General features: G+C 41.7%; 23 protein-coding genes and 1 riboswitch. All 23 genes read left to right on the forward strand.

The features are described from left to right. Positions 1 to 15: 15 nt before the first annotated feature. The 23 genes from MCG46_RS08400 (at position 16) to purN (ending at position 25,646) form a co-directional block, all read left to right on the forward strand. Positions 16 to 1,494, forward strand: a complete 1,479-nt coding sequence (locus tag MCG46_RS08400) for a hypothetical protein (RefSeq protein WP_240279303.1) — start codon at positions 16 to 18, stop codon at positions 1,492 to 1,494. Then, positions 1,479 to 2,177 carry an AAA family ATPase gene (locus tag MCG46_RS08405; protein ID WP_240279305.1) on the forward strand — a complete coding sequence of 233 codons (699 nt, stop codon included), beginning with the start codon at positions 1,479 to 1,481 and terminating at the stop codon, positions 2,175 to 2,177. The genes MCG46_RS08400 and MCG46_RS08405 overlap by 16 nt, the downstream gene beginning before the upstream one ends. Position 2,178: 1 nt before the next feature. After that, positions 2,179 to 3,255, forward strand: a complete 1,077-nt coding sequence (locus MCG46_RS08410) for a glycosyltransferase family 4 protein (protein ID WP_240279307.1) — start codon at positions 2,179 to 2,181, stop codon at positions 3,253 to 3,255. Then, positions 3,252 to 3,695, forward strand: a complete 444-nt coding sequence (locus MCG46_RS08415) for an acyltransferase (RefSeq protein WP_240279309.1) — start codon at positions 3,252 to 3,254, stop codon at positions 3,693 to 3,695. The genes MCG46_RS08410 and MCG46_RS08415 overlap by 4 nt, the downstream gene beginning before the upstream one ends. An 87-nt stretch (positions 3,696 to 3,782) precedes the next feature. Further along, positions 3,783 to 4,865 carry a glycosyltransferase gene (locus MCG46_RS08420; protein ID WP_240279311.1) on the forward strand — a complete coding sequence of 361 codons (1,083 nt, stop codon included), beginning with the start codon at positions 3,783 to 3,785 and terminating at the stop codon, positions 4,863 to 4,865. After that, a complete protein-coding gene (locus tag MCG46_RS08425) occupies positions 4,855 to 6,174 on the forward strand; it encodes an O-antigen ligase family protein (protein WP_240279313.1) in 1,320 nt (439 codons plus the stop codon). The genes MCG46_RS08420 and MCG46_RS08425 overlap by 11 nt, the downstream gene beginning before the upstream one ends. Then, positions 6,171 to 7,268 carry an acyltransferase family protein gene (locus MCG46_RS08430; protein ID WP_240279315.1) on the forward strand — a complete coding sequence of 366 codons (1,098 nt, stop codon included), beginning with the start codon at positions 6,171 to 6,173 and terminating at the stop codon, positions 7,266 to 7,268. Before MCG46_RS08425 ends, MCG46_RS08430 begins: the two co-directional genes overlap by 4 nt. Positions 7,269 to 7,343: 75 nt before the next feature. Continuing rightward, complete coding sequence (locus MCG46_RS08435; protein WP_240279317.1) at positions 7,344 to 8,783, forward strand: lipopolysaccharide biosynthesis protein; 1,440 nt, start codon at positions 7,344 to 7,346, stop codon at positions 8,781 to 8,783. 54 nt (positions 8,784 to 8,837) lie between these two features. Further along, positions 8,838 to 9,782: a hypothetical protein gene (locus MCG46_RS08440; protein WP_240279319.1), complete on the forward strand. Its 945-nt coding sequence runs from the start codon at positions 8,838 to 8,840 to the stop codon at positions 9,780 to 9,782. A gap of 172 nt (positions 9,783 to 9,954) precedes the next feature. Then, positions 9,955 to 10,476, forward strand: a complete 522-nt coding sequence (locus MCG46_RS08445) for a serine O-acetyltransferase (RefSeq protein ID WP_240279321.1) — start codon at positions 9,955 to 9,957, stop codon at positions 10,474 to 10,476. A 296-nt stretch (positions 10,477 to 10,772) separates the two neighbouring features. Then, entirely contained in the window at positions 10,773 to 11,939 is a 1,167-nt protein-coding gene (locus MCG46_RS08450) for a hypothetical protein (protein ID WP_240279323.1), read from the forward strand. A 41-nt stretch (positions 11,940 to 11,980) separates the two neighbouring features. After that, a complete protein-coding gene (locus tag MCG46_RS08455) occupies positions 11,981 to 13,042 on the forward strand; it encodes an acyltransferase family protein (RefSeq protein WP_240279325.1) in 1,062 nt (353 codons plus the stop codon). 88 nt (positions 13,043 to 13,130) lie between these two features. After that, complete coding sequence (locus MCG46_RS08460; RefSeq protein ID WP_240279327.1) at positions 13,131 to 14,225, forward strand: GDP-mannose 4,6-dehydratase; 1,095 nt, start codon at positions 13,131 to 13,133, stop codon at positions 14,223 to 14,225. A 27-nt stretch (positions 14,226 to 14,252) separates the two neighbouring features. Further along, positions 14,253 to 15,485, forward strand: coding sequence for a nucleotide sugar dehydrogenase (locus tag MCG46_RS08465; RefSeq protein WP_240279329.1), 1,233 nt, complete (start codon positions 14,253 to 14,255; stop codon positions 15,483 to 15,485). A gap of 204 nt (positions 15,486 to 15,689) precedes the next feature. Beyond that, positions 15,690 to 16,409, forward strand: coding sequence for a tyrosine-protein phosphatase (locus tag MCG46_RS08470; protein ID WP_240279331.1), 720 nt, complete (start codon positions 15,690 to 15,692; stop codon positions 16,407 to 16,409). Further along, the gene (locus MCG46_RS08475) at positions 16,410 to 17,042 is read left to right on the forward strand and encodes a lactate utilization protein (protein WP_240279333.1); all 633 of its coding nucleotides are present in this window, start codon (positions 16,410 to 16,412) and stop codon (positions 17,040 to 17,042) included. It abuts the gene before it with no gap. Positions 17,043 to 17,197: 155 nt separating this feature from the next. Further along, positions 17,198 to 17,713, forward strand: coding sequence for an antiterminator LoaP (gene loaP / locus MCG46_RS08480; RefSeq protein ID WP_240279335.1), 516 nt, complete (start codon positions 17,198 to 17,200; stop codon positions 17,711 to 17,713). Positions 17,714 to 17,795: 82 nt separating this feature from the next. Further along, on the forward strand, positions 17,796 to 18,809 hold the full coding sequence (gene asnA, locus MCG46_RS08485; RefSeq protein ID WP_240279340.1) for an aspartate--ammonia ligase: 1,014 nt from the start codon (positions 17,796 to 17,798) through the stop codon (positions 18,807 to 18,809). A 26-nt stretch (positions 18,810 to 18,835) separates the two neighbouring features. Beyond that, the gene (locus MCG46_RS08490; protein WP_240279342.1) at positions 18,836 to 19,333 is read left to right on the forward strand and encodes a hypothetical protein; all 498 of its coding nucleotides are present in this window, start codon (positions 18,836 to 18,838) and stop codon (positions 19,331 to 19,333) included. 324 nt (positions 19,334 to 19,657) lie between these two features. Then, positions 19,658 to 19,759: riboswitch (purine riboswitch) on the forward strand. 64 nt (positions 19,760 to 19,823) lie between these two features. Beyond that, a complete protein-coding gene (gene purE, locus MCG46_RS08495; RefSeq protein WP_240279344.1) occupies positions 19,824 to 20,321 on the forward strand; it encodes a 5-(carboxyamino)imidazole ribonucleotide mutase in 498 nt (165 codons plus the stop codon). Positions 20,322 to 20,335: 14 nt separating this feature from the next. Continuing rightward, positions 20,336 to 24,061, forward strand: a complete 3,726-nt coding sequence (locus MCG46_RS08500; RefSeq protein ID WP_240279345.1) for a phosphoribosylformylglycinamidine synthase — start codon at positions 20,336 to 20,338, stop codon at positions 24,059 to 24,061. Further along, a complete protein-coding gene (purM, locus tag MCG46_RS08505; RefSeq protein ID WP_240279347.1) occupies positions 24,058 to 25,083 on the forward strand; it encodes a phosphoribosylformylglycinamidine cyclo-ligase in 1,026 nt (341 codons plus the stop codon). Before MCG46_RS08500 ends, purM begins: the two co-directional genes overlap by 4 nt. After that, on the forward strand, positions 25,080 to 25,646 hold the full coding sequence (gene purN / locus MCG46_RS08510; protein WP_240279349.1) for a phosphoribosylglycinamide formyltransferase: 567 nt from the start codon (positions 25,080 to 25,082) through the stop codon (positions 25,644 to 25,646). Before purM ends, purN begins: the two co-directional genes overlap by 4 nt.

The raw sequence follows: 25,646 nt of genomic DNA on the forward strand, positions 1-25,646 counted from the left end.
ATAGAGGAGATAAGGATGCTTGAGTCAATAAGACAAATGCTTAAGGCATTTGATGAGAATAATATCATATATTGCCATTGGAAGAGCAATGAGCATTTGGAAGAGGCGTTAAACGGTGAAACAGATCTTGATGTCCTCTTTTTGCCAGAGCAGAGGTGTTTGCTTGACCATGTACTGAGTGGTCTTGGATTGAAGCGTTTTCGAGATGTTCCTCTTATGCAGTATAACGCAATAGAGGATTATATTGGCTTTGACGTGGAGACTGCAAAGATTTGGCATTTACATACACATTATCGCATGACCTTTGGTGAAAAGCACTTAAAAGGCTACACAACTAATTGGCAGAATGCGATTTTGGAACGCAGAATGCGTGATAAAACGGGAATTTTCTGTTCTTCTATTGAAGACGAATACTTTCTTCTATTGATTCGGATCGCCATGAAGCGCAGAAAAAGAGATTTTGGAAAGAAATTGGGCTCTGACGATACAATAGAGCTTGTATGGCTCAGAGAAAGGGCAAATAGAGAAAAGGTCTTTGATGTAGCCAAGCAGTTTTTAGGGGCTGCATGTGCTGCAGAAATTGATAAACTGCTCCAGGTAGATTTACACAAAAAATCGCAGTTTTCTACCCTGCACAAAAAAGGAAAGAAGGCACTAAAGCCTTATAAGGGATATTCATCTTGGGGTTCTACCTATATGAGAACTAGGAGAGAAATATTCTGGCTTGTTGGTGGCCTAAAGAGAAGATTAGGGGTGTCTATAAATTCGCCATCTAGACGTGTTTCACCGAGCGGTGGTGCTGTTGTTGCATTTCTTGGATGCGACGGTGCCGGTAAATCAACAACTCTTGCATATGTAAAAAAAGAATTCAAGAAGAAACTTGATGTTAAGGCAGAATATTTGGGTAGTGGGGATGGTAGCAGTTCACTACTTCGTAAACCTATGAAATTGATAGCAAAAAAGGTCGGAGGCAAGGGTGTTGGTCATTCGGTAGATAAGGAGCTTGATTCTAATAAAGAGAGCAAAAAGAAAATTTCATTGAAAGTGAGACTATATTCCTTTGCAAAGGTGGTTTGGGCTGTAACACTGGCCAAAGAAAAGAAAACAAAATTGCATAAAATCAGTAAGGCTAGGAACAGTGGTATGCTGGTACTCATAGATCGATATCCTCAAACAGAAATTGCAGGATATTCTGATGGACCGTTGCTTAGTAGGTATATTGAAAACAAAGGCTTGTATGGGATAGCTGCAAGGTATGAGCAACGGATATATGAATCGGCATATACCAATGCTCCTGATTTATTTCTGAAGTTGATGGTTCCTACCGAGGTTGCTATTGCCCGTAAGCCCGAAATGACGGTAGATGAAATTGATAATAAGAAAGTGGCAGTGAGAGCTATGTATTCAAACTGTCATTGTGTAGAAATAGATACATCAAGAGATAAGTCTATTACTTTTGGAGAGGCTATGGATGCTATATGGCAGGTGATTTAAAACATCCGGTTGTGTTGGACTTTTTTGGATTGCCCGGTTGTGGAAAAAGTACAGTATCTCATATGTTGGCAGATAAGCTGAGAGAAAGCGGATATAAGGTATATGAGCCGAGTTATGATCTTGATCACAATTTTAGTTCGTTCATGAGGAAGATATTTAAACTTGAACAGTATATTAGGTATTCTGTTTTTCACCCAGCAAAATCTAAAAGGATATCTGATTTGGTGAAGGATAATGGCTATGTAGCCTTTGCTGAAAAACTATCTCAATGTATTAACATTACAACAAAACTCACGGCAATAAAAAACGCAAAGTGTGATTATATTATATTTGACGAAGGCTTGCTACAGGCAGCAATTTCTCTATCCTTTGGAACTGGAGACCAGCATGAAGTGACTTCAAATTATAATAAAATTTTATCTGTAGATGGATCGCAACTAGAAGTTAAATCTGTATATATGCAAATAGGAACGGAAACCGTATTGAGAAGGTTAGAACAACGCGGCGAAAGGAATTCCCGGGTAGATAAGGAAACAGATTCAGAGAAAAGAAAACAAATTATTGAGTCTTTTCAATCATTGTGTGAATCTGTGACCAAGTGCTGTGCAATCAAAGTAAATGCAGAGATATCGCGGACTGAAGCAGTTACGGAATTGATGGAAAGTCTGTATAATGGAGTGTAAAATGAAATTACTATTTTATATCAGTACTATCCGTGGCGGTGGGGCAGGAAGGGTTTTAATAAATCTTGCAAATTATATGGTGTCAACGGGGCACAATGTCTGCTTCGTTACTAATTTTCCTTCCGAAGAAGACTATTGCCTAGACGATAGAGTAGATAGAAGAAATGTCGAAAAATTTGAAGGTGAGTACAAAAAGATCAACCAAAATCCTGTTCGTATTTTTGCATTGAGAAAAATTATGAAGGAAGTCAATCCGGATGTTTGCTTAAGTTTCATGGGAGAAAATAATGTCCGTTTACTTCTTGCCAATATTTTACTCAAAAAGAAATGCATTGTTTCCGTACGAAATGATCCAAATAAAGAATACTGTTCTCTGCCGCTAAGAATACTTGCAAAAATACTATATTGCAAAGCGGATGGAATTGTTTTTCAAACAGAGGATGCGAAAAGTTGGTTTTCTCATAAAATACAAGGAAAATCTCAAATTATTATGAACGCAGTCGATGAACGTTTTTTCAAGATAAATCTGGATGAAAACAGAATGAATATTGTGGCGGTTGGTAGACTTTCCGGTCAGAAGAATTTTATGATGCTGATAAGAGCCTACAGCCGTATTGCGGGGTTGATCCAGGATGACTTGCTTATCTACGGAGAAGGAAGCCTGCATGATGAGATTCAGGAAAAAATAGATGAATACGGCTTGCATGACCGTATTCATCTGATGGGCACCACCGCTGATGTGCCGGGTGTACTAAAAAAGGCTAAGGCTTTTGTAATGTCCTCTGATTATGAGGGAATGCCAAATGCTTTAATGGAGGCACTGGCTGTTGGTGTACCATCTATTTCGACAGATTGTCCTTGTGGAGGTCCCAGAATGCTGATAAAGAATGGATATAATGGCATATTGGTTCCGGTTGGTGATTCTGATAAGCTTGCAGAAGCTATGAAACGAATACTTGAAAATGCGGCACTTGCGAACGAATTCAGCAAAAATGCAAAAAATGGAGCCAATGAGTTTAGATCTGATAAAATATTTAAATGCTGGCAGAAATACATTGAAGGGATTATGAACACATGAAAATATCAGTAATAATAAAAGAAATTCGCAGAAGAATCAAAGGATCATTTTGTATAGTTAAGGAACAAGGGATGATTGTTGAAAGTGGTGTAACTGTTATGGGGGATGTTCGTTTCGGTTCGGAACCCTATTTAATTACACTTCGTAAAAACTGCAGAATATCAGGCAACGTTACTTTGGTCAACCATGACGGTGATACATGGGCTTTTCGTCACAGCGACAGTAAGTATTCGGATGTGATTAAATACGGTAGAATAGAAGTCGGCGAATATTCATTTGTTGGCACCGGTAGTATCATCATGCCCGGTGTTAAGATTGGAAAAAACTGTGTTATTGGTGCAGGAAGCGTTATTACACATGATATTCCTGATGAAACAGTGGCTGTTGGAGTGCCTGCGAGGCCAATTTGTAGTGTTGGGGAATATGCAGGGAAAGCCTAAAAAATATGTCGGATAATTTTGATAAAGAAAAATATTTTGAAGATAAAAGGAAATATCTTCTAACGTATATAAAGTAAGAGGATAGCTATGAAAACAAAATTGCTGATTGTACTGGGAGGATTTGAGATTGGCGGTGCTCAAAATATGGTTTATGAGTTGCTTAGATGTATTGACAGGACGGTTTATGAAGTTGATGTCTTGTGTTACGGAAAGCAGCTCGACAATGATTTAAGCAACAAAATTGAACAGATTCAAAGCGTTAGATATCTTGGTGTAAAAGAGAAAATAACGCCTAAGATAATTGTTAGAGTCTTGAATGAAATCAGCCGTTATAAACCCGATGTTGTTCATGCACATTTGGGAGGGACGATTTTTGCTGTTCTTTGGGGAATATTGCACCATAAACCGGTTGTTGTGACTGCACATACTAAACCTGAAAAAGCATTTTCCAAAGCAATCCTTCCTTTTTTGAGGATAGGATTGAAAGCACATATAGTTAAGCTAGTCGCAGTTTCAAGAGAAAACCAAAACCTATTGACGAAGTACTTCAATTTAGAATCAAATAAATGCGAGTTTGTCAATAACGGAATAAATCTAGGAAGATATTATAAAAAGGAACATGAACATTTCACGTTCATAAATGTAGGACGGCAGGACGATAACAAAAATCAAGCGGTGATTATTCGTTGTTTTGCTAAAATACATAATGAATATCCACATGTTATGCTGTATCTTGTTGGAGACGGCAATAGGCATAATGATCTTATATATGAGGTAAAGGATTTAGAGCTCACTGACAATATTATTTTTTCCGGGAATGTTGGCAATACCGAGGATTACTATGCCATTGCAGATTGCTATGTACAATCTTCTCACAGAGAAGCTCTGCCGCTGACTGCATTGGAAGCGATGGCAACTGGACTGCCTCTAGTTTCAACAAATGTGGGAGGGATGAAAGACATAATTTCAAATCAAAATGGTTTTCTGATTGACGACAATAATGAAGAATTCTTGTATACAGCAATGAAAGCAATGGTTGAAATGCCACAGGAGAAATTAACTTCAATGGGAAATGAGTCCCTAAAAAAGATTGATGAATACTCTTCGGAAAAGATGGCGAAAAGATACGAAGAAATATATTCCCAAAGGAGGCAGCGTAATGGCCGATGAAGTTGCTGTGAAAAACAGAAATATCGTTTCTGTGTCTCTTGGTAAAATCACGATTGTGTACGCAATTACACTGTCGATTATGATTGCAGTAAGAGATTTGGGCGGAATAAATATGAGTAAATATTTATTTGTCGTAGTTTGTACGGGATTTTTTATGTATGCCCGAAAATCAGAAATGATCTCGATGATAGCTTTTACTGCACCTCTATTGTACGGACTTCCGGGAAATTATATTATTCCGATAATATTGGCAATATATTTTATAAAATCACGAAATATAAACTCTAAGCAATTTGTATTATGTGTGTTCATTGCTTTTATGGAGATTATAGCCAGTATGTTTTACGATTCTTTTAGCATACCGGGTATAATCGGATACATGACAAATCTTATGCTATTTTTTTGCTTAATATACGATTGGACTGAGTATGATTATATTAAGACTCTGAACTACTTTGTTTGTGGTGTTGTTTTAACGAGTCTAATAATAGTTTTGTCGACAATCTTAAAATCACCTACTTGGCTACAGGATATTGCAAACGGCTATTTTAGGTTTGGGGTGGTTGAGCATGTAAATGAAGACGCTTTGAATTTAACATTAAATGCCAACGCCTTAGCGTACTATAGTATTTCAGGTATTAGTTGTATTGCTGTTTTGTTGAAATGCTCCGTATACAATAAATTGTTATTGATTGCAGAGATGATTTTTCTTGCGCTGACTGGCGTTATGACTCTGTCTCGAACATGGATGATTGTTGGAAGCTTGTTATTAGTATTATATATATTCTCGTCAAACAGGTCCATGAAAGATGTTGCTAAAGCTTTGCTGATCATTGGTAGTATAGCTATTGTAGCATTTGTGGTTATGGGGCAATTGCCAGAGGTATATGAAGGGTTAATAGCAAGATTCAACAGAGCAGATACAGCTACTGCTAATGGTCGCTTTGACATAACTGAAGAATATATTGAAAAATTCAATTCTGATTTGAGAATAATGTTGTTTGGAACGGGTGTTACGGAATATCGTAGCGTCATGGGAATTACTAAGTCGTTACATAATTCATTGGTACAGATATTGGTGTGCTATGGAATAATTGGCGGCATGGTATTTATGTTTGGCTGGCTTTCCAATGTAATTAAAATGATTGGTCGTGTAAAACTGCTGTATTGGATACCTTTTATTTGTATATTTGCTTATTCCATAACAGCTCAGATAGTAAATCCACATAATTTAATTTATCCTCATATGATGGCTATATTTGCTATCAGACTTGGGCTCGATGCCAAAAGCGAAAGAGGTGCCTTGTGAGAAAATTCTATCCGAGCTTACAGGGAGTTAGAGTAGTACTGTTTATGAGTATTTTTTTCTTTCATATTTTAGGATTTATTGAGAAGAAAGACATACTCTTTGGTGTATTCGAATATGGAGGATGGTTAGGAGTTTCTGGTTTTTTTATTTTGTCAGGATTTTTGGCGGCTTCCCAATATGATGAAAAAGAGAAAGCGCCACAAAAGGATACCGTATTTTCAAAGATTAAGGACTTCCTTAGAAAATACTATGTATTCCATGTGATTTTCACTATTGCTATGATGCCGTTTGCGATATTAAGACTTTATCATGGAGAATTATCAGTAAGTGGTTTTTGCTTTTCATTGATTTCGCAATTGCTTCTGATTCAATCTCAGATTCCGGTAATAGGGGGGGGACTTAGTTTTAATGATGTTTCGTGGTATTTATCTACGATGCTGTTTATTACTTTAGTTTCAGCATTTGTTTTACGTGCTTTATCAACATTGAAAATTAAAAGATTGGTATTATTATTGTATGGCACAATTGGTATCGCTTTTCTAATTCCGACATTTTTAATTTTCGTACATCCAGACGAGACAACAACAGCATGGATATTGTACTATAGTTTTCCTGTTAGATTACTTGATTATGTTGTCGGTGTAATATGGGGCTTACTGAAGAAAAGAAAAGTTGAATTGACAAAAAGCAGTAAATACTATGCACTGCTTTCAATAGTGTTTTTAGTGCTCACACAATTGTCATTTATTAGCATTCCCCTGGAATTAAGATATGCTGCAGTTTACATTCCAGCGTTAGGGTATTTGATTTATTATTGCGCTGATAATACTGGCTTTTTCAGCAGAATTTTAGGTACAAAGAGATTGGTTAATGTTGGCAGTATGTGTATTTACTTTTATTTTTGTCATTATGCTATTGCAAAATACCTATATATTATATTTAAAAAAACATCGTGCGTTAACATTCCTTTTTGGGGCGACACAATATATATCATTTTAACATTAATATTAACGTATATTGTCGGAATGATAATGCGTAAGGTAGAGTTGACTTTTAGGAGTCGTAAAAGTGAGGAAATTTCTTATATCAGTTGATACAGAATAATCTAATATATTCTCATCTTATGGCAATATTTATTCTTAGATTAGCAAATGAAAGGAAGAAGAGTTATGAGTTCAAAAAAAGGTATCTTGTCTGGGCTTGTATGGTCATTCGGTGAGAGAATATCGGCTCAATTGGTTTCAACGGTGGTTTCCATAGTACTTGCAAGGTTATTGACACCGGAACATTATGGAGTTGTTTCAATTGTAATGGTTTTCATTACTTTTTGCAATGTCTTTGTGACAAGTGGATTTGGCAACGCGGTTGTTCAAAAGAAGGAAGTTGATACTGTTGATTTTAGTACTGCTTTTTGGCTCAGCTTTTCAACTGCTGCGGTTTTGTATGTCCTTCTTTTTGCTGCATCCCCGTTTATTGCGAAGTTCTATGGGCTGTTAGAGCTTAAATGGATTATACGGGTGATGGGTTTTCGGCTTCTCCTTGCATCAATGAACGACATTCAACGTGCATATATGCGTAGGAATATGCAATTCAAAAAATTTTTTATTGCTACTCTTGGAGGAACCATTTTGTCCGGATTTGTTGGAATTATGATGGCTTATAATGGTTTTGGAGCATGGTCTATTGTGGCACAGTATCTTACCAATACATTTGTAGATACGGCGATTTTATGTATTGTAAGCGGATGGAATCCCAAATTCCAATTTTCAATTAAAAAAGCTAAAGAAATATTCTCGTTTGGTGGGAAAGTGTTGGCTGCACAACTGGTTTCTACGACCGAAGGTGAGATTAGAGCCCTGATCATCGGAAAAGCCTTCGGAATGGCTGATCTTGCATTCTACGATCAGGGAAAGAAATATCCTGCTTTGTTGGTTAATAATGTCAATTCTTCTCTGATAAGTGTTATGTTACCAGTATTCTCAAGGTCACAAGATAATCTACAGTCATTGAAGGCTATGCTTAGGAAGACGATTTCAACGGGTATGTTTTTACTCGTACCGCTTATGTTTGGACTTTCTGCAGTTTCGAATACATTTGTTTCTGTTTTGATGACAGATAAATGGATTCCGGCAGTTCCATACATTAAAATTTTTTGCTTTGTTTTCTTGTTACGTCCGTTTGAAATTGCATGTAATCAAGCAGTATTAGCTATTGGAAAAAGTGATATATCATTTAAAGTAATGCTTGCAGTGAATTTGACGGCTTTAGCAACATTGATGATTGCGGTGTTCGGTTTTAATAGTGTTTTATTGGTGGCGATTGGAAGCTTACTTTCTTCTCTTGTGAGTGTTATTTGCTTTTTGATTGTTGTAAACAGACATATTACTTATACTGCGAAGGATATTTTTCATGATATTTGGAAACCTATTGTTGCCGGAGCTTTGATGAGCGTTGCTGTGAATTTGTTGGGAGTGCTTGCAATTAATAAAGTGGTTTTGCTGATTTCTCAGATTGCAATAGGTGGTATAGTTTATATTATTTCTAGCTATTTGCTCAAGATAGAGGCAATGCGATATGCAATTATTAAGATGGAGGCTGTTATCAAATAATGATAGCGAGAAAACAAACATATTTCATTAATTTACAAAAGGAGTGAATCGGACATGAAAAAATTTTTGATATCAGTAGATACAGAAGGAGATAATTTATGGCAGTGGAAGCCGGGTGATTCCATTACCACTGAAAATACAAAATATATTCAACGTTTTCAGAATTTATGCGAGAAATATAATTTTATTCCAACCTATTTGACAAACTATGAGATGGCAATGGATGAGAGTTTTGTTGCCTCTTTTCGCGAAAAGTATAAACAAGGAAAATGCGAGATAGGAATGCATCTTCATGCCTGGAATACACCGCCAGAGTACCACCTGGAGAATATTTATGGAGGGAATCCCTTCATAACGGAGTACCCCAAGGAAGTTATCTTAGAGAAGCATCTTTTCCTTAAAAAGCTTCTGGAAGAAAGATTTCAAATGCCTATTGTAAGTTACCGAGCAGGTCGATGGGCAACCAATGAGACATTATTTGAAGTGCTTGAAGAAATAGGTATTGCTGTTGATTGTTCGATTACTCCGGGAATTACTCATGCCCAAATTAGGGGGAAAACTGTCTCTGGTGGAAATGATTATTCGAAATCACCTCAAAACCCATATTTGATTAATGGAAAATTAGTAGAGCTTCCCATGACAAGTTTCAGAAAAAGAAGTTTGTCTGGCAGCACAACTAAAAATATAATTCACCATATGCTCACTGGAGAGCAATTTTGGTTACGTCCAATCGGTACAGGATATGAAAATTTAATGAAAACCCGTAAATATGCAGAAAGGAAAAATAATGCATATTTGATGTTTATGATCCATTCATCCGAACTTATGCCTGGAGGAAGTCCATATTTTAAGGATAAGAGTGCAGTAGAAAATTTGTTTTTTGCTATGGAAAAATTTTTTGATGAAGTATCTAAAACATATGAGGGCATATCAGTAGGAAGTTATGGTTTAAGCTACCTTGAAACATTGAAGCGATTAGATTGTAAAGATATTTTATAAATTTTACTTTGAAACTATGCTGGACAATGTACAAAGACAGGCCGGCAAATTTAGATCAAGATAAAGGAGAAGCCGAATATGATTGATTCGTGGAAGACATATAAAGAGTATTTGAAGCAGGACGCAATTGCGTTAAGAGGAAAGACGCAACCCGGGGGGGGGGGTAAAAGATTTGCTAAAATATGTGATTTATGATGATATATGGAAATATGAGAGACAGCTTCGCTTTTGTGAGTATGTTGATAATTGTTCAAAAAGTAAAGTATGGCTAAAAAAGCTCGCTCCTTTTGCAAATTTCCGATTATATCGGATGTCTCGCAAAACAGGATTTCAGATACCATTAAATGTTTTTGATAAAGGTTTAAGTATAGCGCATATAGGAACGATTATTGTAAATAAATCTGCCAAAGTGGGAAAAAACTGCAGGATACATGACGGAGTGTGCATTGGTGCAGAAAATAGAAATCCAATAGCCGCGAATATAGGCGATAACTGTTTTATTGCAACAGGTGTAAAGATAATCGGTGAGGTGGAAATTGGAGATAATATTGCAATTGGTGCAAATGCTGTTGTTACAAAGTCGTTTCCTGAGGGAAATATTACGATTGCAGGGGTGCCTGCGAGGAAAATAAGTGAAGAGAATTCCTTTAGTAATTTAAATCAAAAACTTATGGAATGTGAGCTGTTGCATTAAGCTAGATATGAATGGATCTTAACAGGACAGTATCGATAATCATCTTGGAATATAGAAACTAATTAAATAGTATAGACATATTTGCAAACAATGAAGAGAATGTGGAAAAAGTGTCTAAAACACTTAACGCATAAAGTGACCATCATAAATCTTTGGCTGTTACTGGTTACCTTGGATAAATCGAGCACGATATTTGTGTGCAGATACGGTCTTGGCAAAATGTGAAGAAGGTTCGAAGAATTTACATGTAAATATGTGTTCAACAAAACCATGACAGGAAAGAGGCGTGTAATATAATGAATTCAGAAATGTGTGTAGTTGTAATTGGTGGATTACACCACAATACACTAGGTGTTGTACGATCTTTAGGGGAAGCAAAGATTCATTCGGAAAGTATTACTTTAATACTTTCTGGCGCAAAAATTGATGAAGATAACATGATTTGCAAAAGCAAATATCTAAAAAAGTCTCCAGTTTTTATTGTACCTAATGATTCAGCGATTATTCCGGTGCTGGAAAGTTTGGCTGAAGATCAGAAAAAGAGAATTGTAATTTGCTGTTCGGATGGTTCAGCAGAAGTTGTCATGAGGAATTACGATAAATTGAAAACTGATTACTTTACTCCTTCTTGCAGTTTAGATATTGGTAATTTGATGGACAAACAGTATCAAAACAAGATTGCTGTTGCAAGCGGATTTTCTGTGCCCGTGAGCGACGTTATTGATAAGCATGATGTTGATATATGGAATATCTATCCTTGTATTACAAAACCTGTAAAGAGTGTAATGGGGGGCGGAAAAGCTGATATTCATATCTCAGATTCCAAAGAAGACTTATTCAATGCCTTAAATTATACTAAGACACAATATGTACAAATTCAACAGTTTATAAAAAAGAAAATGGAGTTTCAGCTAATTGGTTGTTCGCTTAATGGTGGTGAAGAGATTATTATTCCCGGATTTACAAAGATTATACGTCAACCGGATAATACAAATACTGGCTATCTAAAGTATTCCCCAATTTCTGAATTAAAATACAATAGAATGGCTGTTAATACTTTCATTAAGACAATCGGCTATTCTGGACTGTTTAGTTTGGAATTTATAAGAGATGAACATGGACAAGATTTTTTTCTAGAGATTAATATGCGTAATGATGGAAATGCATACTGTGTTAAATCAGCAGGAGTTAATTTGCCATATGTTTGGTGTTACTCGCAGGCTTATGGTGAGATACCTAAAACAAAGACAAGTTTTAAGAAATCCATTTACTTCATGCCTGAGTTCTTCGATATCAAAAGAGGCATTAAAGAAGTTGGGGTGTTTAAGTGGATTGCTCAGTTTTTTCTTTCAAAATCACATGCAGTTTTCAATTGGAAAGATATGAAACCGTTTTTGTTTACATTTTCTCATCTTCTCAAAGCGGTTAAACAAAACCAAAGGAATAGGGCTGATCACAAGTAGACTTTCAAAATTATGTTTGTAGAGAGATGTATGATTATATTATGGATAAAATGAATCAAAATAGCAGGAAATTAATTGAATTAAATTGGCTACGAGGTTTGGCATGTATTGCAGTAATGCTCTTTCATTATACAGTGCGATACGATCAGATTTTCGGTCATGTGAAGTCTTATCCGGTTGATGTATCATGGGGAGGCGGCTGTGTTATTCTGTTCTTTATGCTTTCAGGCATGCTTACAGCATATACACTGAATGAGAGAGCAACTGCCAAAAAATATATTAGAAATAGATTCATACGCCTTTATCCGATGTACTGGGTATGTATGGGAATTACTATTATCGTAATGTCACTACTTTTTCCTCTATATAAGCAGCTACCAGATTCTGCAATTGACTTAAAAACGGTTCTTGCAAATATTACAATGCTTCAAGGATTTACCGGTGGAGCTATCAAGTCAGTTGATGGTGCGTACTGGACGCTTGCGTATGAACTACGATTTTATTTTTTTATCATATTTATATTGCTGTTTAAGCAATATAAGCATTTAAAAATCTGGACATTTGCTTGGCTAGGGGGTGCATTTTGTGTTGTGATATTCAGGCTTCTTAGCATGACACATTGGATCATTAGTGGTATCGAATTTGTAATAATGCCAGGGTATGCAGCGAGTTTCATTGCAGGAATGATGCTCTCTTACCTGCTTCGAAATTCTCGTGACTGGATAGCGTATATAGGGTTGATGTTGACAATATTGTTGGCGTTTTTCAAGTTGCGAACATCCTATTTTCCGTTTCAATGCATAGGTGTTGTAATATTGTTGGCTATTACATTGGTTCGTAATAGTAAATTTTCAGAACAATATATCTCGGTAATTAACAAAATAGAAGATAAGGGATTATGGGTTTTGAGTTGGATCGCGTCCATTTCTTTCCCCACTTATTTGCTTCATCAACATGTTGGTTTTGCCATCATCTGGCGCATGGAATCATTGGGATTATGCGAAGAAGTGTTTTTGGTTATCCCAATTATTATTATTTTGACTTTGGCCTGGGGAACTAACACAATTGTCAATAAGGCTGTAAAGATTCTATCAAATAAATAAGATTTTATAAAAATGTTTCTGCTAAGAAGAAAATACATCTACTAGAAAAATGAAAGAATATGAGTAATTTATGGAGGACATAAACACAATGTTACCACAGAATATTTCCCTACAAAATAAAACCATCCTCATAACGGGCTCTGCCGGTTTCATCGGCTCGAACCATGTTCTCGAGTTGCTCCGCACTCAATCTCTTTGCCACATCGTCGGCATCGACAATATCAACGATTACTATGATGTGTCCATCAAGGAGTGGCGTCTGAAGCAAATCGAAAAAGAAGTAGAAAACAATCCAGAGTCTACATGGACTTTCATTAAGGGCAGTATTGCTGACAAGGTTCTTATTGATGATATTTTTAGCACCTATAAGCCTGCTGTAGTAGTAAATTTGGCAGCTCAGGCTGGGGTACGCTATTCCATTACCAATCCTGATGTTTATGTAGAATCCAATCTTATTGGCTTCTACAATATTCTTGAAGCATGCCGTCATAGTTACAATAATGGAGAACCCGGGGTGCAGCATCTTGTCTATGCATCTTCATCCTCAGTGTATGGTTCTAATAAAAAAGTACCTTATTCCACAGACGATAAGGTAGATAATCCTGTCTCTCTCTATGCAGCTACCAAGAAATCGAATGAGTTAATGGCTCATGCTTATAGTAAGCTTTATAACATTCCATCTACCGGGCTGCGTTTCTTTACTGTTTATGGTCCGGCAGGAAGGCCAGATATGGCTTACTTTGGCTTTACGAATAAACTGATCAAAGGGGAAACCATTGAGATCTTTAATTATGGAAACTGTAAACGGGATTTTACTTATATTGATGATATTGTTGAAGGAATTATCAAGGTGATGCAAAAACCGCCTAAGAAACAGTCGGGGGAAGATGGGTTACCTTTGCCTCCGTATGCAATATATAACATAGGGAATAATCATCCAGAGAATTTGCTTGATTTTGTAACTATACTTCAGGAAGAATTGATACGAGCACGAGTATTACCGGAAGACTATGATTTCGAAGCACATAAGAAATTAGTACCGATGCAGCCTGGGGATGTTCCAATCACTTATGCTGATACAACGGCATTAGAACGAGATTTTGGATTTAAGCCGAGCACAAGTTTAAGAGAAGGATTAAGAAAATTTGCACAGTGGTATAAAGAGTATTATTTAGGGAAGTAGGAACTTCTTTTTTTATTGGAGGAACATATGAAAATCGCGGTAGCTGGAACAGGATATGTGGGGTTATCCATCGCCACATTATTAGCACAACATCATGAAGTATGGGCAGTGGACATTATTCCTGAAAAAGTAGAGTTAATCAATCAGAGAAAGTCGCCAATTCAAGATGAATACATTGAGAAGTATCTGAAAGAAAAAGAATTGAACTTGACCGCAACGTTGGATGCTCAAAAAGCTTACAAAGAGGCAAAGTATGTTGTTGTTGCGGCACCGACGAATTATGACAGTCAAAGGAATTTCTTTGATACTTCGGCAGTTGAATCGGTAATTCATCAAGTTATTGATATTAATCCGGATGCGTTTATCATTATTAAATCTACAGTGCCTGTAGGTTATACCAAGCAATTAAGGGAACGCTTAAGAAACAAGAAGATCTTGTTCAGCCCTGAATTCTTAAGGGAATCTAAGGCATTATATGATAATCTGTACCCATCCCGAATTATTGTGGGAACAGATTTGGAAGATGAAAGTTTGACGGAAGCTGCTCATACCTTTGCGAAGTTATTACAGGAAGGGGCACTGAAGGAGAAGATTGAAACGTTATTCATGGGCTTTACTGAGGCGGAAGCCGTGAAGCTGTTTGCGAATACTTATTTGGCACTGAGGGTGTCTTTTTTTAATGAGCTTGATACGTATGCAGAAGTAAAGGGATTAGATACGAAACAGATCATTGATGGAGTATGTCTGGATCCAAGAATCGGAAGTCATTACAACAATCCATCCTTTGGTTATGGAGGGTATTGTCTGCCGAAAGATACCAAACAGCTGTTGGCTAATTATGCCGATGTGCCGGAAAATCTGATTGAAGCCATCGTAGAAAGCAATCGCACCCGAAAGGATTTCATCGCAGACCAAGTGCTGAAGATGGCAGGGTATTATGATGAGAACAGCAGTTGGGATGAAAGCAAAGAAAAGCAAGTGACAATCGGGGTCTATCGCTTAACGATGAAATCGAATAGTGATAACTTCCGACAGAGTTCAATCCAGGGAGTCATGAAGCGGATCAAAGCAAAAGGGGCAAAAGTGATTGTATATGAACCGACATTGGAAACAGGAAGTACGTTCTTTGGCAGTGAGATTGTAAATGATTTCGAAGTGTTCAAACAGAGAAGTCAGGCAATCATTGCCAATCGAGTGGATGATGTACTTCAGACGGTTATGGAGAAAGTGTATACGCGAGATCTATTTCAACGTGATTAATGAAGCTAAGGTGGCCGTATAGGTCACCTTGTTTTGTCTAAGGGATCAGTGAATACTTTTTTGTATTATATTAAGGATAGAAGTCTGGGGATGTTTTTGTCAAATTCAGTTGTAAGAAATGGGGAAGAAGTGATAAAGTTGTATGTATCAAGACTAGAAGCAGAGTCAGTAATTTAAAAATTACTGCGGAAAGGAGAAGCTGAAATGATCAATAAACCTATTCTTCAGGGAACTCATAATACACGTGAGCTGGGTGGGTATCCACTGAAAGAAGGCGTGCAGACAAGGAAGAATCGATTCCTGCGCAGTGATTCTCTGTGCGGAATCACGTTGGAGGATCGGCAATTATTAAAACGCAAAGGACTGTCAATGGTGATTGATCTGCGTTCGCAATATGAACAGGAACAATCGCCGGATCCCAAGCTTGGTGTACCGCATTTGAGCTTTCCGTTGTTGGATCAACTGAATTCAGGGATGAGTACGGCGGGTTTTCCTTCCAATATGGGGGATGTGTATATCGGCTTGCTGGATCACAGTCAGGATACTCTCTGCGGGGTTTTTGAAGCGATGGCAGAAACAGATGGCTGTATTTTGTTTCACTGTTCTGCAGGAAAGGATCGAACTGGGGTAACGGCGATGCTTTTGCTGGATCTGGCAGGGGCTGAAGAAGATCTGATCATCGAGGATTATGCCGCTTCGGCGTTTAACTTGTATCCGCATTTACAGGATCAGATGGAGATGCTGCAAAAGATGGGCGTCAAGGATCCCGATGCTTTATTGGGATCACCGAAATCCAACATGATCCGGACTTTGGAACATCTAAGAAAAACGTATGGGACAGCTGAGAAATATTTAAGACAGATTGGCGTAAGTGATGCTAAAATAGAAGTATTAAAAGCATCATTGCAGGAAAGGGTGGAATAAATGGATAAACACACACAAACACTGCGTTGGACGCAGATGCTGCAGGCAAAGAAAAAGCTGGAGGACCATCAGTTTCAAGTCGATTTGTTTCAATCTCAGGATGCATGTCTGCAATATTTAAAAGACTTGCTGAAAGACCAGGTGTCGGTCAGTGTCGGTGGATCAATGACGCTGTTTGAAATGGGAATCATTGACTTTCTGGAGAACAATTCGGAGATTCAGTATTTAGATCGGTATCACAGTGAACATCCGCATGAAATCTATCATGCAGCGCTGTCCTGCGATTATTTTTTGACCAGCACGAATGCGGTTACGCTAAGCGGTGAATTATACAATGTCGACGGCAACGGCAACCGAGTTGCGGCAATGATTTATGGCCCTGAGCATGTCTTAGTGATCGCCGGTGCTAATAAGATTGTAAGAGATTTAAAAGCGGCGGAAGATCGGGTGAAAACGATCGCAGCTCCAGCCAACTGTGTTCGTTTAAATAAGGATAACCCGTGTACTAAGATTGGAGCCTGTGCGGATTGTCAATTGCCAACTCGGATTTGTTCAGCTGCGGTGACATTGCAGCGTTCCCATGTGCCGGGACGTATTCATGTTTTACTCATTAACGAAGATCTTGGTTATTAATTCGTACTTGGCGGCAGAGTAGGCCGCCTTTTCTTTTGTATGAGAGTGAAACAGAGTGCATAACTTGTGAAAAAGGAAACAATGCAGTTTGTTCCTTGACTTTTTAAAGTGAACTTTGTATCCTTTAAAAGATTCTTGTCGAAAGGGGAGAGCACATGAACTGGTATGTACTGTTTATCCGCAGCGGAATGGAAGAGAAAATCCGAGATTTTTTTCTCAGTCAGGGTCTTCAGGCTTTTATTCCTAAGATGAAAGTCGTGTTCAGAAAACAGGGAATCTCCGAACTCGTAGAGAAAACGATGTTTCCAGGCTATTTGTTTATCGAAAGCGAGCTGGGACAAGTCGAGATGGATGAGCGGATTAAAGAACTGCGGCAGCAGAAAACCGGAATTGTCAAGCTGCTTAAATTTGATAAAGAAGGAACCCCGGCGCTGCGCAGCGAGGAAAAAGAATATCTTGAACGGCTGCTGGGCAAAAATAAAGTATTGGAGCATTCCACAGGTCTGATTCAGGGCAATCAGGTCATCATTACCGAGGGTCCGCTGCAAGGCTTCGAATCGCAGATCGTTAAGATTGATCGGCATAAGCGTCGGGCGGTGTTGGAACTGGAGCTGTGCGGTCAGCCGACACGTGTCAGCGTTTCCTTGGAAATTGTTCAGAAGATTGATTAAGGCAGGAAAATTTCCTGTCTTTTACTTTTGTTCCAGTCAGGATACTGGTATAATAAAAGACAGTTTTGAAATGGGGGATACCATGTCGATAGAACACTGCATACTGCCTGAGCATTACCACTCACTGCTGAATCAAAAAGAAACCCAGCTGGCCATCAAACTGGTCAAAGATACCTTTGAGCGGAAACTGGCTGACAACCTGCGCTTAATTCGTGTCAGCGCCCCGCTGTTTGTAGAAGCTTCCAGCGGTCTCAATGACAACCTGAATGGGGTTGAACGTCCGGTTCATTTTGATGTGAAGGAAACCCAGACTGAAGCGGAAATCGTGCATTCGCTGGCGAAGTGGAAGCGGCTGGCGCTGCGACAATACGCGTTTGAGCCGGGTGAGGGACTATATACGGATATGAATGCGATCCGCCGGGATGAAGATCTGGATAATCTGCACTCGATTTATGTGGATCAATGGGATTGGGAGAAAATCATCCTGCGTCCGCAGCGGACCTTAGCTCAGTTGGAGGAAACCGTGCGTCTGATCGTCCGGAGTTTGAAGGAAACAGAAGAAACACTGTGTTCAGAGGTGCCGCAGATCACACCGATCATCACGGAAAAAGTAACGTTCATCACTTCTCAGGCGCTGTTGGATCGTTATCCGTCGCTGAGCGCTAAACAGCGTGAGGATGCGATCACGAAAGAATATGGTACAGTGTTTATCGAACAGATCGGTGATCGGCTGAGTGATGGGAAGCCGCATGATGGCCGGGCTCCGGACTATGATGACTGGAAGCTCAACGGTGACTTGTTGATCTGGGATGCGGTGTTGGACAGAGCAATGGAAATTTCGTCAATGGGCATCCGCGTCGATGAGGCCAGCATGATCGATCAGCTGAACAAAGCCGGTTGTCCTGAACGCTCCGTGCTGCCGTTTCATCGGGCATTATTAGCTGGGGATCTGCCGTTAACCATGGGCGGAGGCATCGGTCAGAGCCGCATCTGTATGCTGCTGCTGCACAAAGCTCATATTGGTGAGGTTCAGGCTTCACTGTGGCCGTCGATCATGCGCAAGCTGTGTCATGACAATGGGATTGAGCTGCTTTAAGAGATCAAAGTAAGGAAGGAAAATCTATGGAAATATTTAATTTAATTTTGCTTGTCTTTTTTGCCGCTGCCTGCGTCTGGCTGATTCGGATTCTGCTGCGTCAGAAGAAAGCGATTGAGATTTACTGCTGCTTTTGGACGGCATCGCGGATCATGATTCTGATCGCGGCTTCGCTTTGCTTTCTGCCGTTTTTAGCTCTCGATTTCAGCCCGATGACGATTCTGCGTTCCGTACTGATGGCCGTGGTGATCATCATGTTCGCGCTGATCAGCGATGGATTGGGCAGTGAAGGATTCATGTATATGGGCAGCGCAGTTCCGTTTGAAGCGATCACAGAATATGATGTGAAGGAAGTTAAGAATAAGTGCAAAGTTGTCATGACCGTCAAAGAAACGGATAAAAAAGGCAAAACTTCCTTAACGCAGCTGACCTTTGATTTTAAGAAAGAACAGAATGAAGAAATAACCCGCCGTTTAAAAGCGGCAATCGGCAAGAAATACCGCAGAATGAAGCTGGAGCGTTAAACTCCGGCTTTTTTGTTACGCTTTTTCAAATGAATTTGAAAGGGTTCTGCTGCTATGGGGGAGCTATGCGAATAAAGAAGACGAGGAAAAGATAAGGGGAGAATGCTGACTTTCTTGATTTTCTGCCAGTCGTCTGCCTGATCCTTTGAAATTTAAGTGAAATCTCAACAAAACCAAAGAAAAAGCCTTTTTTTGCCTGCCTGTTTATGGTATTATATCCGCGTGAAAGGTGACTGGTGAGCAATGAGAAAAACAGGCATTTCCATGAAGGATACTTTTCATAAAAATCAAGAATAAGCATGGGTGTTTTGCACCTGTGTTTTCTTTTTGACGGCTTCATGATTTTGTATAATCGTGGGAATAAGGCTCACAAGTTTCTACCTTGCTGCCGTAAACGGCAAGACTACAAAACGAAGGCTTTTTTGTTTTTGTTTTGTAGACATTGGAGGTTCTCTGATGTCTTTTTCTATTTCTAAATTCAAGGAGGAGTATGAAAATGGAAGAAAAAGCAGTAGTTGGGATTGTCATGGGTTCGATGAGCGATTATGAGGGAAACGTTTCATCAACCTGCGAAACCTTGGAATCCTTAGGTATTCCGTATGAAAAGATTGTACTGAGCGCTCACCGCACTCCGGATGAAACGATCGAATATGCCAAAACCGCCTATGATCGCGGTCTCAAGGTGATCATTGCGGCAGCGGGAGGCGCGGCGCATCTGGCCGGAGTCATTGCCGGCTGCTCAACACTGCCGGTCATCGGCATCCCGATGAAAACTAGTACGCTCGATGGATTAGACAGTTTGCTTTCGATTGTCCAGATGCCGGCTGGTGTTCCGGTTGCGACCGTCGCGATCGGCAAAGCCGGATGCAAAAATGCTGCTTATTTGGCCGCGACGATGCTGGGTGCTTTTGATCCACAAATGCATAAAAAGATTGAAGCTCACAAGGATCAGATGAAGAAGAACGTCTTAGAAAACATGAAGTTTTAGAAATGGAGAAAACCATGAGTTTAATAAACAAGCGCATCTTTGTTGAAAAGAAAGACCGCTTCCGTACGGAGGCGCAGGATCTGTTGAATGAATTAAGCGAAAATCTGCAGCTTCAGGCGCAGGGACTGCGTCTGTTCAATATTTATGATATCTTTGATATTGACAGCGAAGATTATGCTAAGGCCAAGAAAACCGTTTTTACTGAAGTCATGACCGATACGCTCTATGAAACGCTGGATCTGGAAGCCAAGTCGGTTATCGTTTGGGAAACGCTGCCGGGACAGTATGATCAGCGGGCTGACAGTGCCATGCAGTGTGTCAAGCTGCTGAATCCCGCGTCAAACTGCCGGATCACGACCGGCAAGCTGATGATCCTGGAAGGGGAAGTCAGCGATGAAATGCTGAAGAAAATCGAAGCCTACGTCATCAACCCGATTGAATCCCGCGTGAAGGATCTGTCGAAGCTGGCGATTGATCAGAACGTCGATGTTAAGCCGCTGCAGCAGTTCCCGTATTTTATTGAGATGGATGCCGCCCAGATCGCCGCGTTTGTCGCAGAACAGGGATTAGCGATGAGCGAAGCCGATCTGACCTTGGTGCAGCACTATTTCCGCGATGAAGAGAAGCGCAATCCGACAGAAACGGAAATTCGCGTTTTGGATACCTATTGGTCGGATCATTGCCGGCATACAACCTTTGAAACCTGTCTGAAAAGCGTTAAGATTACGACAGAGCGGTTTGGCGAGCAGATTCAGCAGGCCTACCAGCGTTATCTGCAGCTGCGCACAGCCTGCGGCCGGGATGAAAAGCCGCAGACGTTGATGGACATGGCGACGATCAATGCCCGCGATCTGCGCCGTCAAGGCAAATCGCCGGAAGTTGAGGTCAGCGAAGAAATCAATGCCTGCAGCGTCTTTATTGATGTCGATCATGACGGACAGCCTGAAAAGTGGCTTTTAATGTTCAAAAATGAAACACACAATCATCCGACCGAAATCGAACCCTTCGGCGGTGCTTCCACCTGCATCGGCGGCGCGATCCGTGATCCGTTAAGCGGACGCAGCTACGTCTATCAGGCCATGCGTGTCAGCGGCTGCGGCAACATCTTGGAAAAACTGGATGAAACGATTGCCGGCAAGCTGCCGCAGAAAGTCATCTCCAAAAAAGCCACGCACGGCAACTCCTCCTATGGGAATCAGATCGGTCTGCCGACAACGCATGTCCGTGAGATCATTCATCCCAGCTATGTCGCCAAGCACATGGAAGTCGGAGCGGTGGTCGGTGCGGCCAAAGCGGAAAATGTCGTGCGCCAATCTCCACAGGCGGGCGATGTTGTCATTCTGTTAGGCGGCAAAACCGGACGGGACGGCATCGGCGGCGCTACCGGTTCTTCCAAGGAACACAATTTAAAATCATTAGAGGTCTGCGCCAGTGAGGTACAGAAGGGCAATGCGCCGGAAGAGCGGAAGATTCAGCGGTTGTTCCGCAATCCGGACTGCACCCGTTTAATTAAAAAATGCAATGATTTCGGAGCCGGCGGCGTCTGTGTAGCGATCGGCGAGCTGGCTGATGGGCTTGAGATTCATCTCGATCAGGTCCGGACTAAATATGCCGGCCTGAACGCAACGGAAATCGCGATCAGCGAAAGTCAGGAACGTATGGCGGTGGTTGTTTCAGCAGCGGATGAAGCGAAATTCATCACCTTAGCCGCAGAAGAAAATCTGGAAGCATACCGCGTGGCGGAAGTGACGGATACCGGTCGTTTAATCATGAAGATGAACGATCAGACGGTCGTCGATCTGGCGCGGAAGTTTATTGATACCAGCGGTGTCCGCCAGCAGGCCGATGTTGAAATTGCGACTTTGGAGGGAGCGAATCCGTTTAGCACGGATACGCCGTTAGGTAAGGAAGCGATTCTGACCATGATGGCTCAGCCGAACGTCTGCTGCCAGAAAGGGTTGGGCGAAATGTTTGACGCCTCGATTGGATCCACGACGGTGCTGATGCCGTATGGCGGCAAGACGCAGCTGACGCCGGCTCAGGCTTCGGTGCAGAAACTGCCGGTTCTCGACGGCAAAACAACAACCTGCAGCATTCTGACCTATGGCTTTAACCCGCGGATTATGGAATATTCGACCTATGTCGGAGCGATGGACAGCGTGCTGGAATCGATGGCTAAGACCGTTGCCTGCGGCGGAGACTTTGAAAAGATTCATTTCTCATTCCAGGAATATTTTGAACGGCTGAATCAGGATCCGCAGCGTTGGGGTAAAGTCACCGAAGCGCTCTTGGGGGCGATGCAGGTGCAGGATTATTTCCAGAAAGCGGCGATCGGCGGCAAGGACAGCATGTCCGGAACCTTCAATGACAAGCATGTCGTACCGACGCTGATTTCGTTTGCCTGCTCGGATGGTTCGGTCCGCAACATCATCACGCCGCAGTTAAAAATACCGGGCAATCGTCTGGTTGCCTTCAAGCCGCAGATCAGTGCTGAGGGGCTGCCGGATTTAGCCAGCTACAAAACAATGTTTGAGGCGGTTCGTGAAGGAATTCGTCAGGGAACAATTCAATCGGCCTATGTCGCAGAAGAGGGCGGTATTCTGGCAGCTCTGTTCAAGATGAGCTTCGGCAATCGCCTGGGCTTTGAAATCAACGGCGGCAACGAACTGCTGCAGTTGCAGCCGGGGCTGATCGTGGCGGAAGTCACGCCGGAATTTAACGATGCACGCGCCGCTATGATCGGACAGGTCATCGCCCAGCCGCTGTATCGAATCAATGAATTGGAACTGACTCAGGATGAAGTGCTGGCGGCCTGGATGGGAACGCTCAGCGCGCTCTATCCGGTTTACAGCAAGGGCGAAGTCAAGACGCTGCCGGTGCGGGATAAAGCTAGTACGCACCCGTATCGTTGTGAACAGCCGAGTACGGAAGTCCGCGTTTTGATTCCGGTTTTCCCAGGCAGCAACTGCGAATATGATACCCGACGGGCTTTTGAAGAAGAAGGGGCCAACGTCACCATCTTCGTTTTCCGCAATCAGAATGAACAGGCGATTTTCGATTCGATTGATCAGATGGCTGCCTTGTTGGACAACAGTCACATTCTGGCGATTCCAGGCGGCTTCTCAGCCGGGGATGAACCGGATGGATCGGCGAAGTTCATTGTGAACATCTTACAGAATGAGAAGATTAAAGCCGCGGTAAGCCGGCTTCTGAAACGCGATGGGTTGATCCTGGGCATCTGCAATGGTTTCCAAGCGCTGATCAAGTCCGGCCTGCTGCCGTACGGCGAGATCCGCACCCTCGATGAAACCAGTCCGACGCTGACCCGAAATCATATCAACCGACACATTTCCAGTGTCGTGAGAACCCGGGTTGCCAGCACCTGCTCTCCATGGCTGCAGGGAATGGAGTGCGGTGAAGTGTATTCGATTCCGGTCAGCCATGGCGAAGGCCGGCTGGTCGCAGACGAAGCGATGATCGATCAGCTGTTTGCCAATGGCCAGGTGGCGTTCCAATACTGCGATGAAAACGGCTTGCCGACGATGGATCCGAAAGCCAACCTCAACGGCTCAGACTGGGCGATTGAAGGTCTGGTTTCTCCGGATGGCAAGGTATTAGGAAAAATGGGTCATTCCGAACGCTTCTTTACGGATGTCTTTAAAAATATTGACGGAGAAAAGAAACAGAATATTTTCGCCAACGGGGTAAATTACATCCGGGGCAAGGGAGGAAAAGCATGAGTACACAGTATGAAAAGGCCGGCGTTTCGTTAGAGGCTGGATACGAGTCGGTTCGTTTGATCAAAAAACACATTGAAAAAACCCGCCGCTTCGGCATGATGGGCGGCATCGGCAGCTTCGGCGGCCTGTTTGATCTGAGTGCGCTGAACATGAAAGAGCCGGTGCTGGTCAGCGGCACAGACGGAGTCGGGACGAAGCTGAAGCTGGCCTTTATGATGGATAAGCATGATACCGTTGGACAGGACGTCGTCGCAATGTGCGTCAACGATATCATTGCTCAGGGGGCAGAGCCGCTGTTTTTCCTGGACTACATTGCGGTCGGCAAAAATCATCCGGAGAAAATTGAACAGATTGTCAAGGGCGTGGCCGATGGCTGCGTGCTTGCCAACTGTGCTTTGGTTGGCGGGGAAACGGCGGAAATGCCGGACATGTATGACGAAGAAGATTATGATATCGCCGGTTTTACGGTCGGGGCTGTAGAGAAATCCCAGATGATTACCGGAGCGAAAACTAAGGCCGGCGACGTCGTGATTGGACTGGCTTCCAGCGGTGTCCATTCCAACGGCTTCTCCTTGGTCCGCAAGATTGTCTTAAAAGACAATCAGCTTGATCTGAACACGAAGTTTGACGAATTGCAGGACTCCCTGGGAAATACATTGCTGACACCGACGCGGATTTATGTCCGTCCGGTGCTGGAAGTTTTGAAAAGCGTGGATGTCCATGGCATCGCCCATATTACCGGCGGCGGCTTCTATGAGAACATGCCGCGCTGTCTGAATCCGGGATTAGGCATTGAAATCCATCGCGGAACCTGGGAAGTGCTGCCGATTTTCCATGTTCTGCAGAAGCTCTCAGGCATGGATGAAAAGGAAATGTACAATGTCTTCAATATGGGAATTGGCATGATTCTCATTGTGGATCCGAAGGATGCGGAGGCCACATTGGAAATTTTAGCTGCTCAGGGTGAAAAGGCAACGGTGATCGGCAAGGTGACCAGTCAGGAAGGAATTGACATTCAATGAAGAACCTCGCGGTCTTTGCTTCCGGAACGGGAACGAATTTTGAAGCGATTGCCGATGCGATTGAGGCCAGTCAGCTGAAAGCGAAACTGACGCTGGTCGTCGTGGATAAACAAAACGCCCCGGTCATCGAAAAAGCACGGCAGCGTGGCATTGACGTGTTTGCGTTCAATCCGAAGGACTATTCGTCCAAGCCGGATTATGAACGGAAAATCATTGCGCAATGTCAGGCGCATCATGTCGATTTTATCGCCCTGGCCGGATATATGCGCTTGCTTTCTCCATTAGTGTTAGAGGCTTACGATCAGCGGATCGTGAACATTCATCCGTCGCTATTGCCGGCGTTTAAAGGCAAGGATGCCATCGGGCAGGCGATTGATTATGGCGTTAAAGTTATGGGCGTGACGATTCATTACGTCGATGCGTCGATGGACGGCGGCCGGATTATCGCACAGCGGGCGTTTGCCGTGCAGCCGCAGTGGAGCAAGGAAGAAATTGAGGCGCAGGTGCATGCGATCGAGCATGTCCTGTATCCGGAAACATTAAAAATGCTGGTGGAGGAATAA

The sequence above is a fragment of the Holdemania massiliensis genome, from assembly GCF_022440805.1.
Taxonomy (GTDB): Bacteria; Bacillota_I; Bacilli_A; order Erysipelotrichales; family Erysipelotrichaceae; genus Holdemania; species Holdemania massiliensis_A.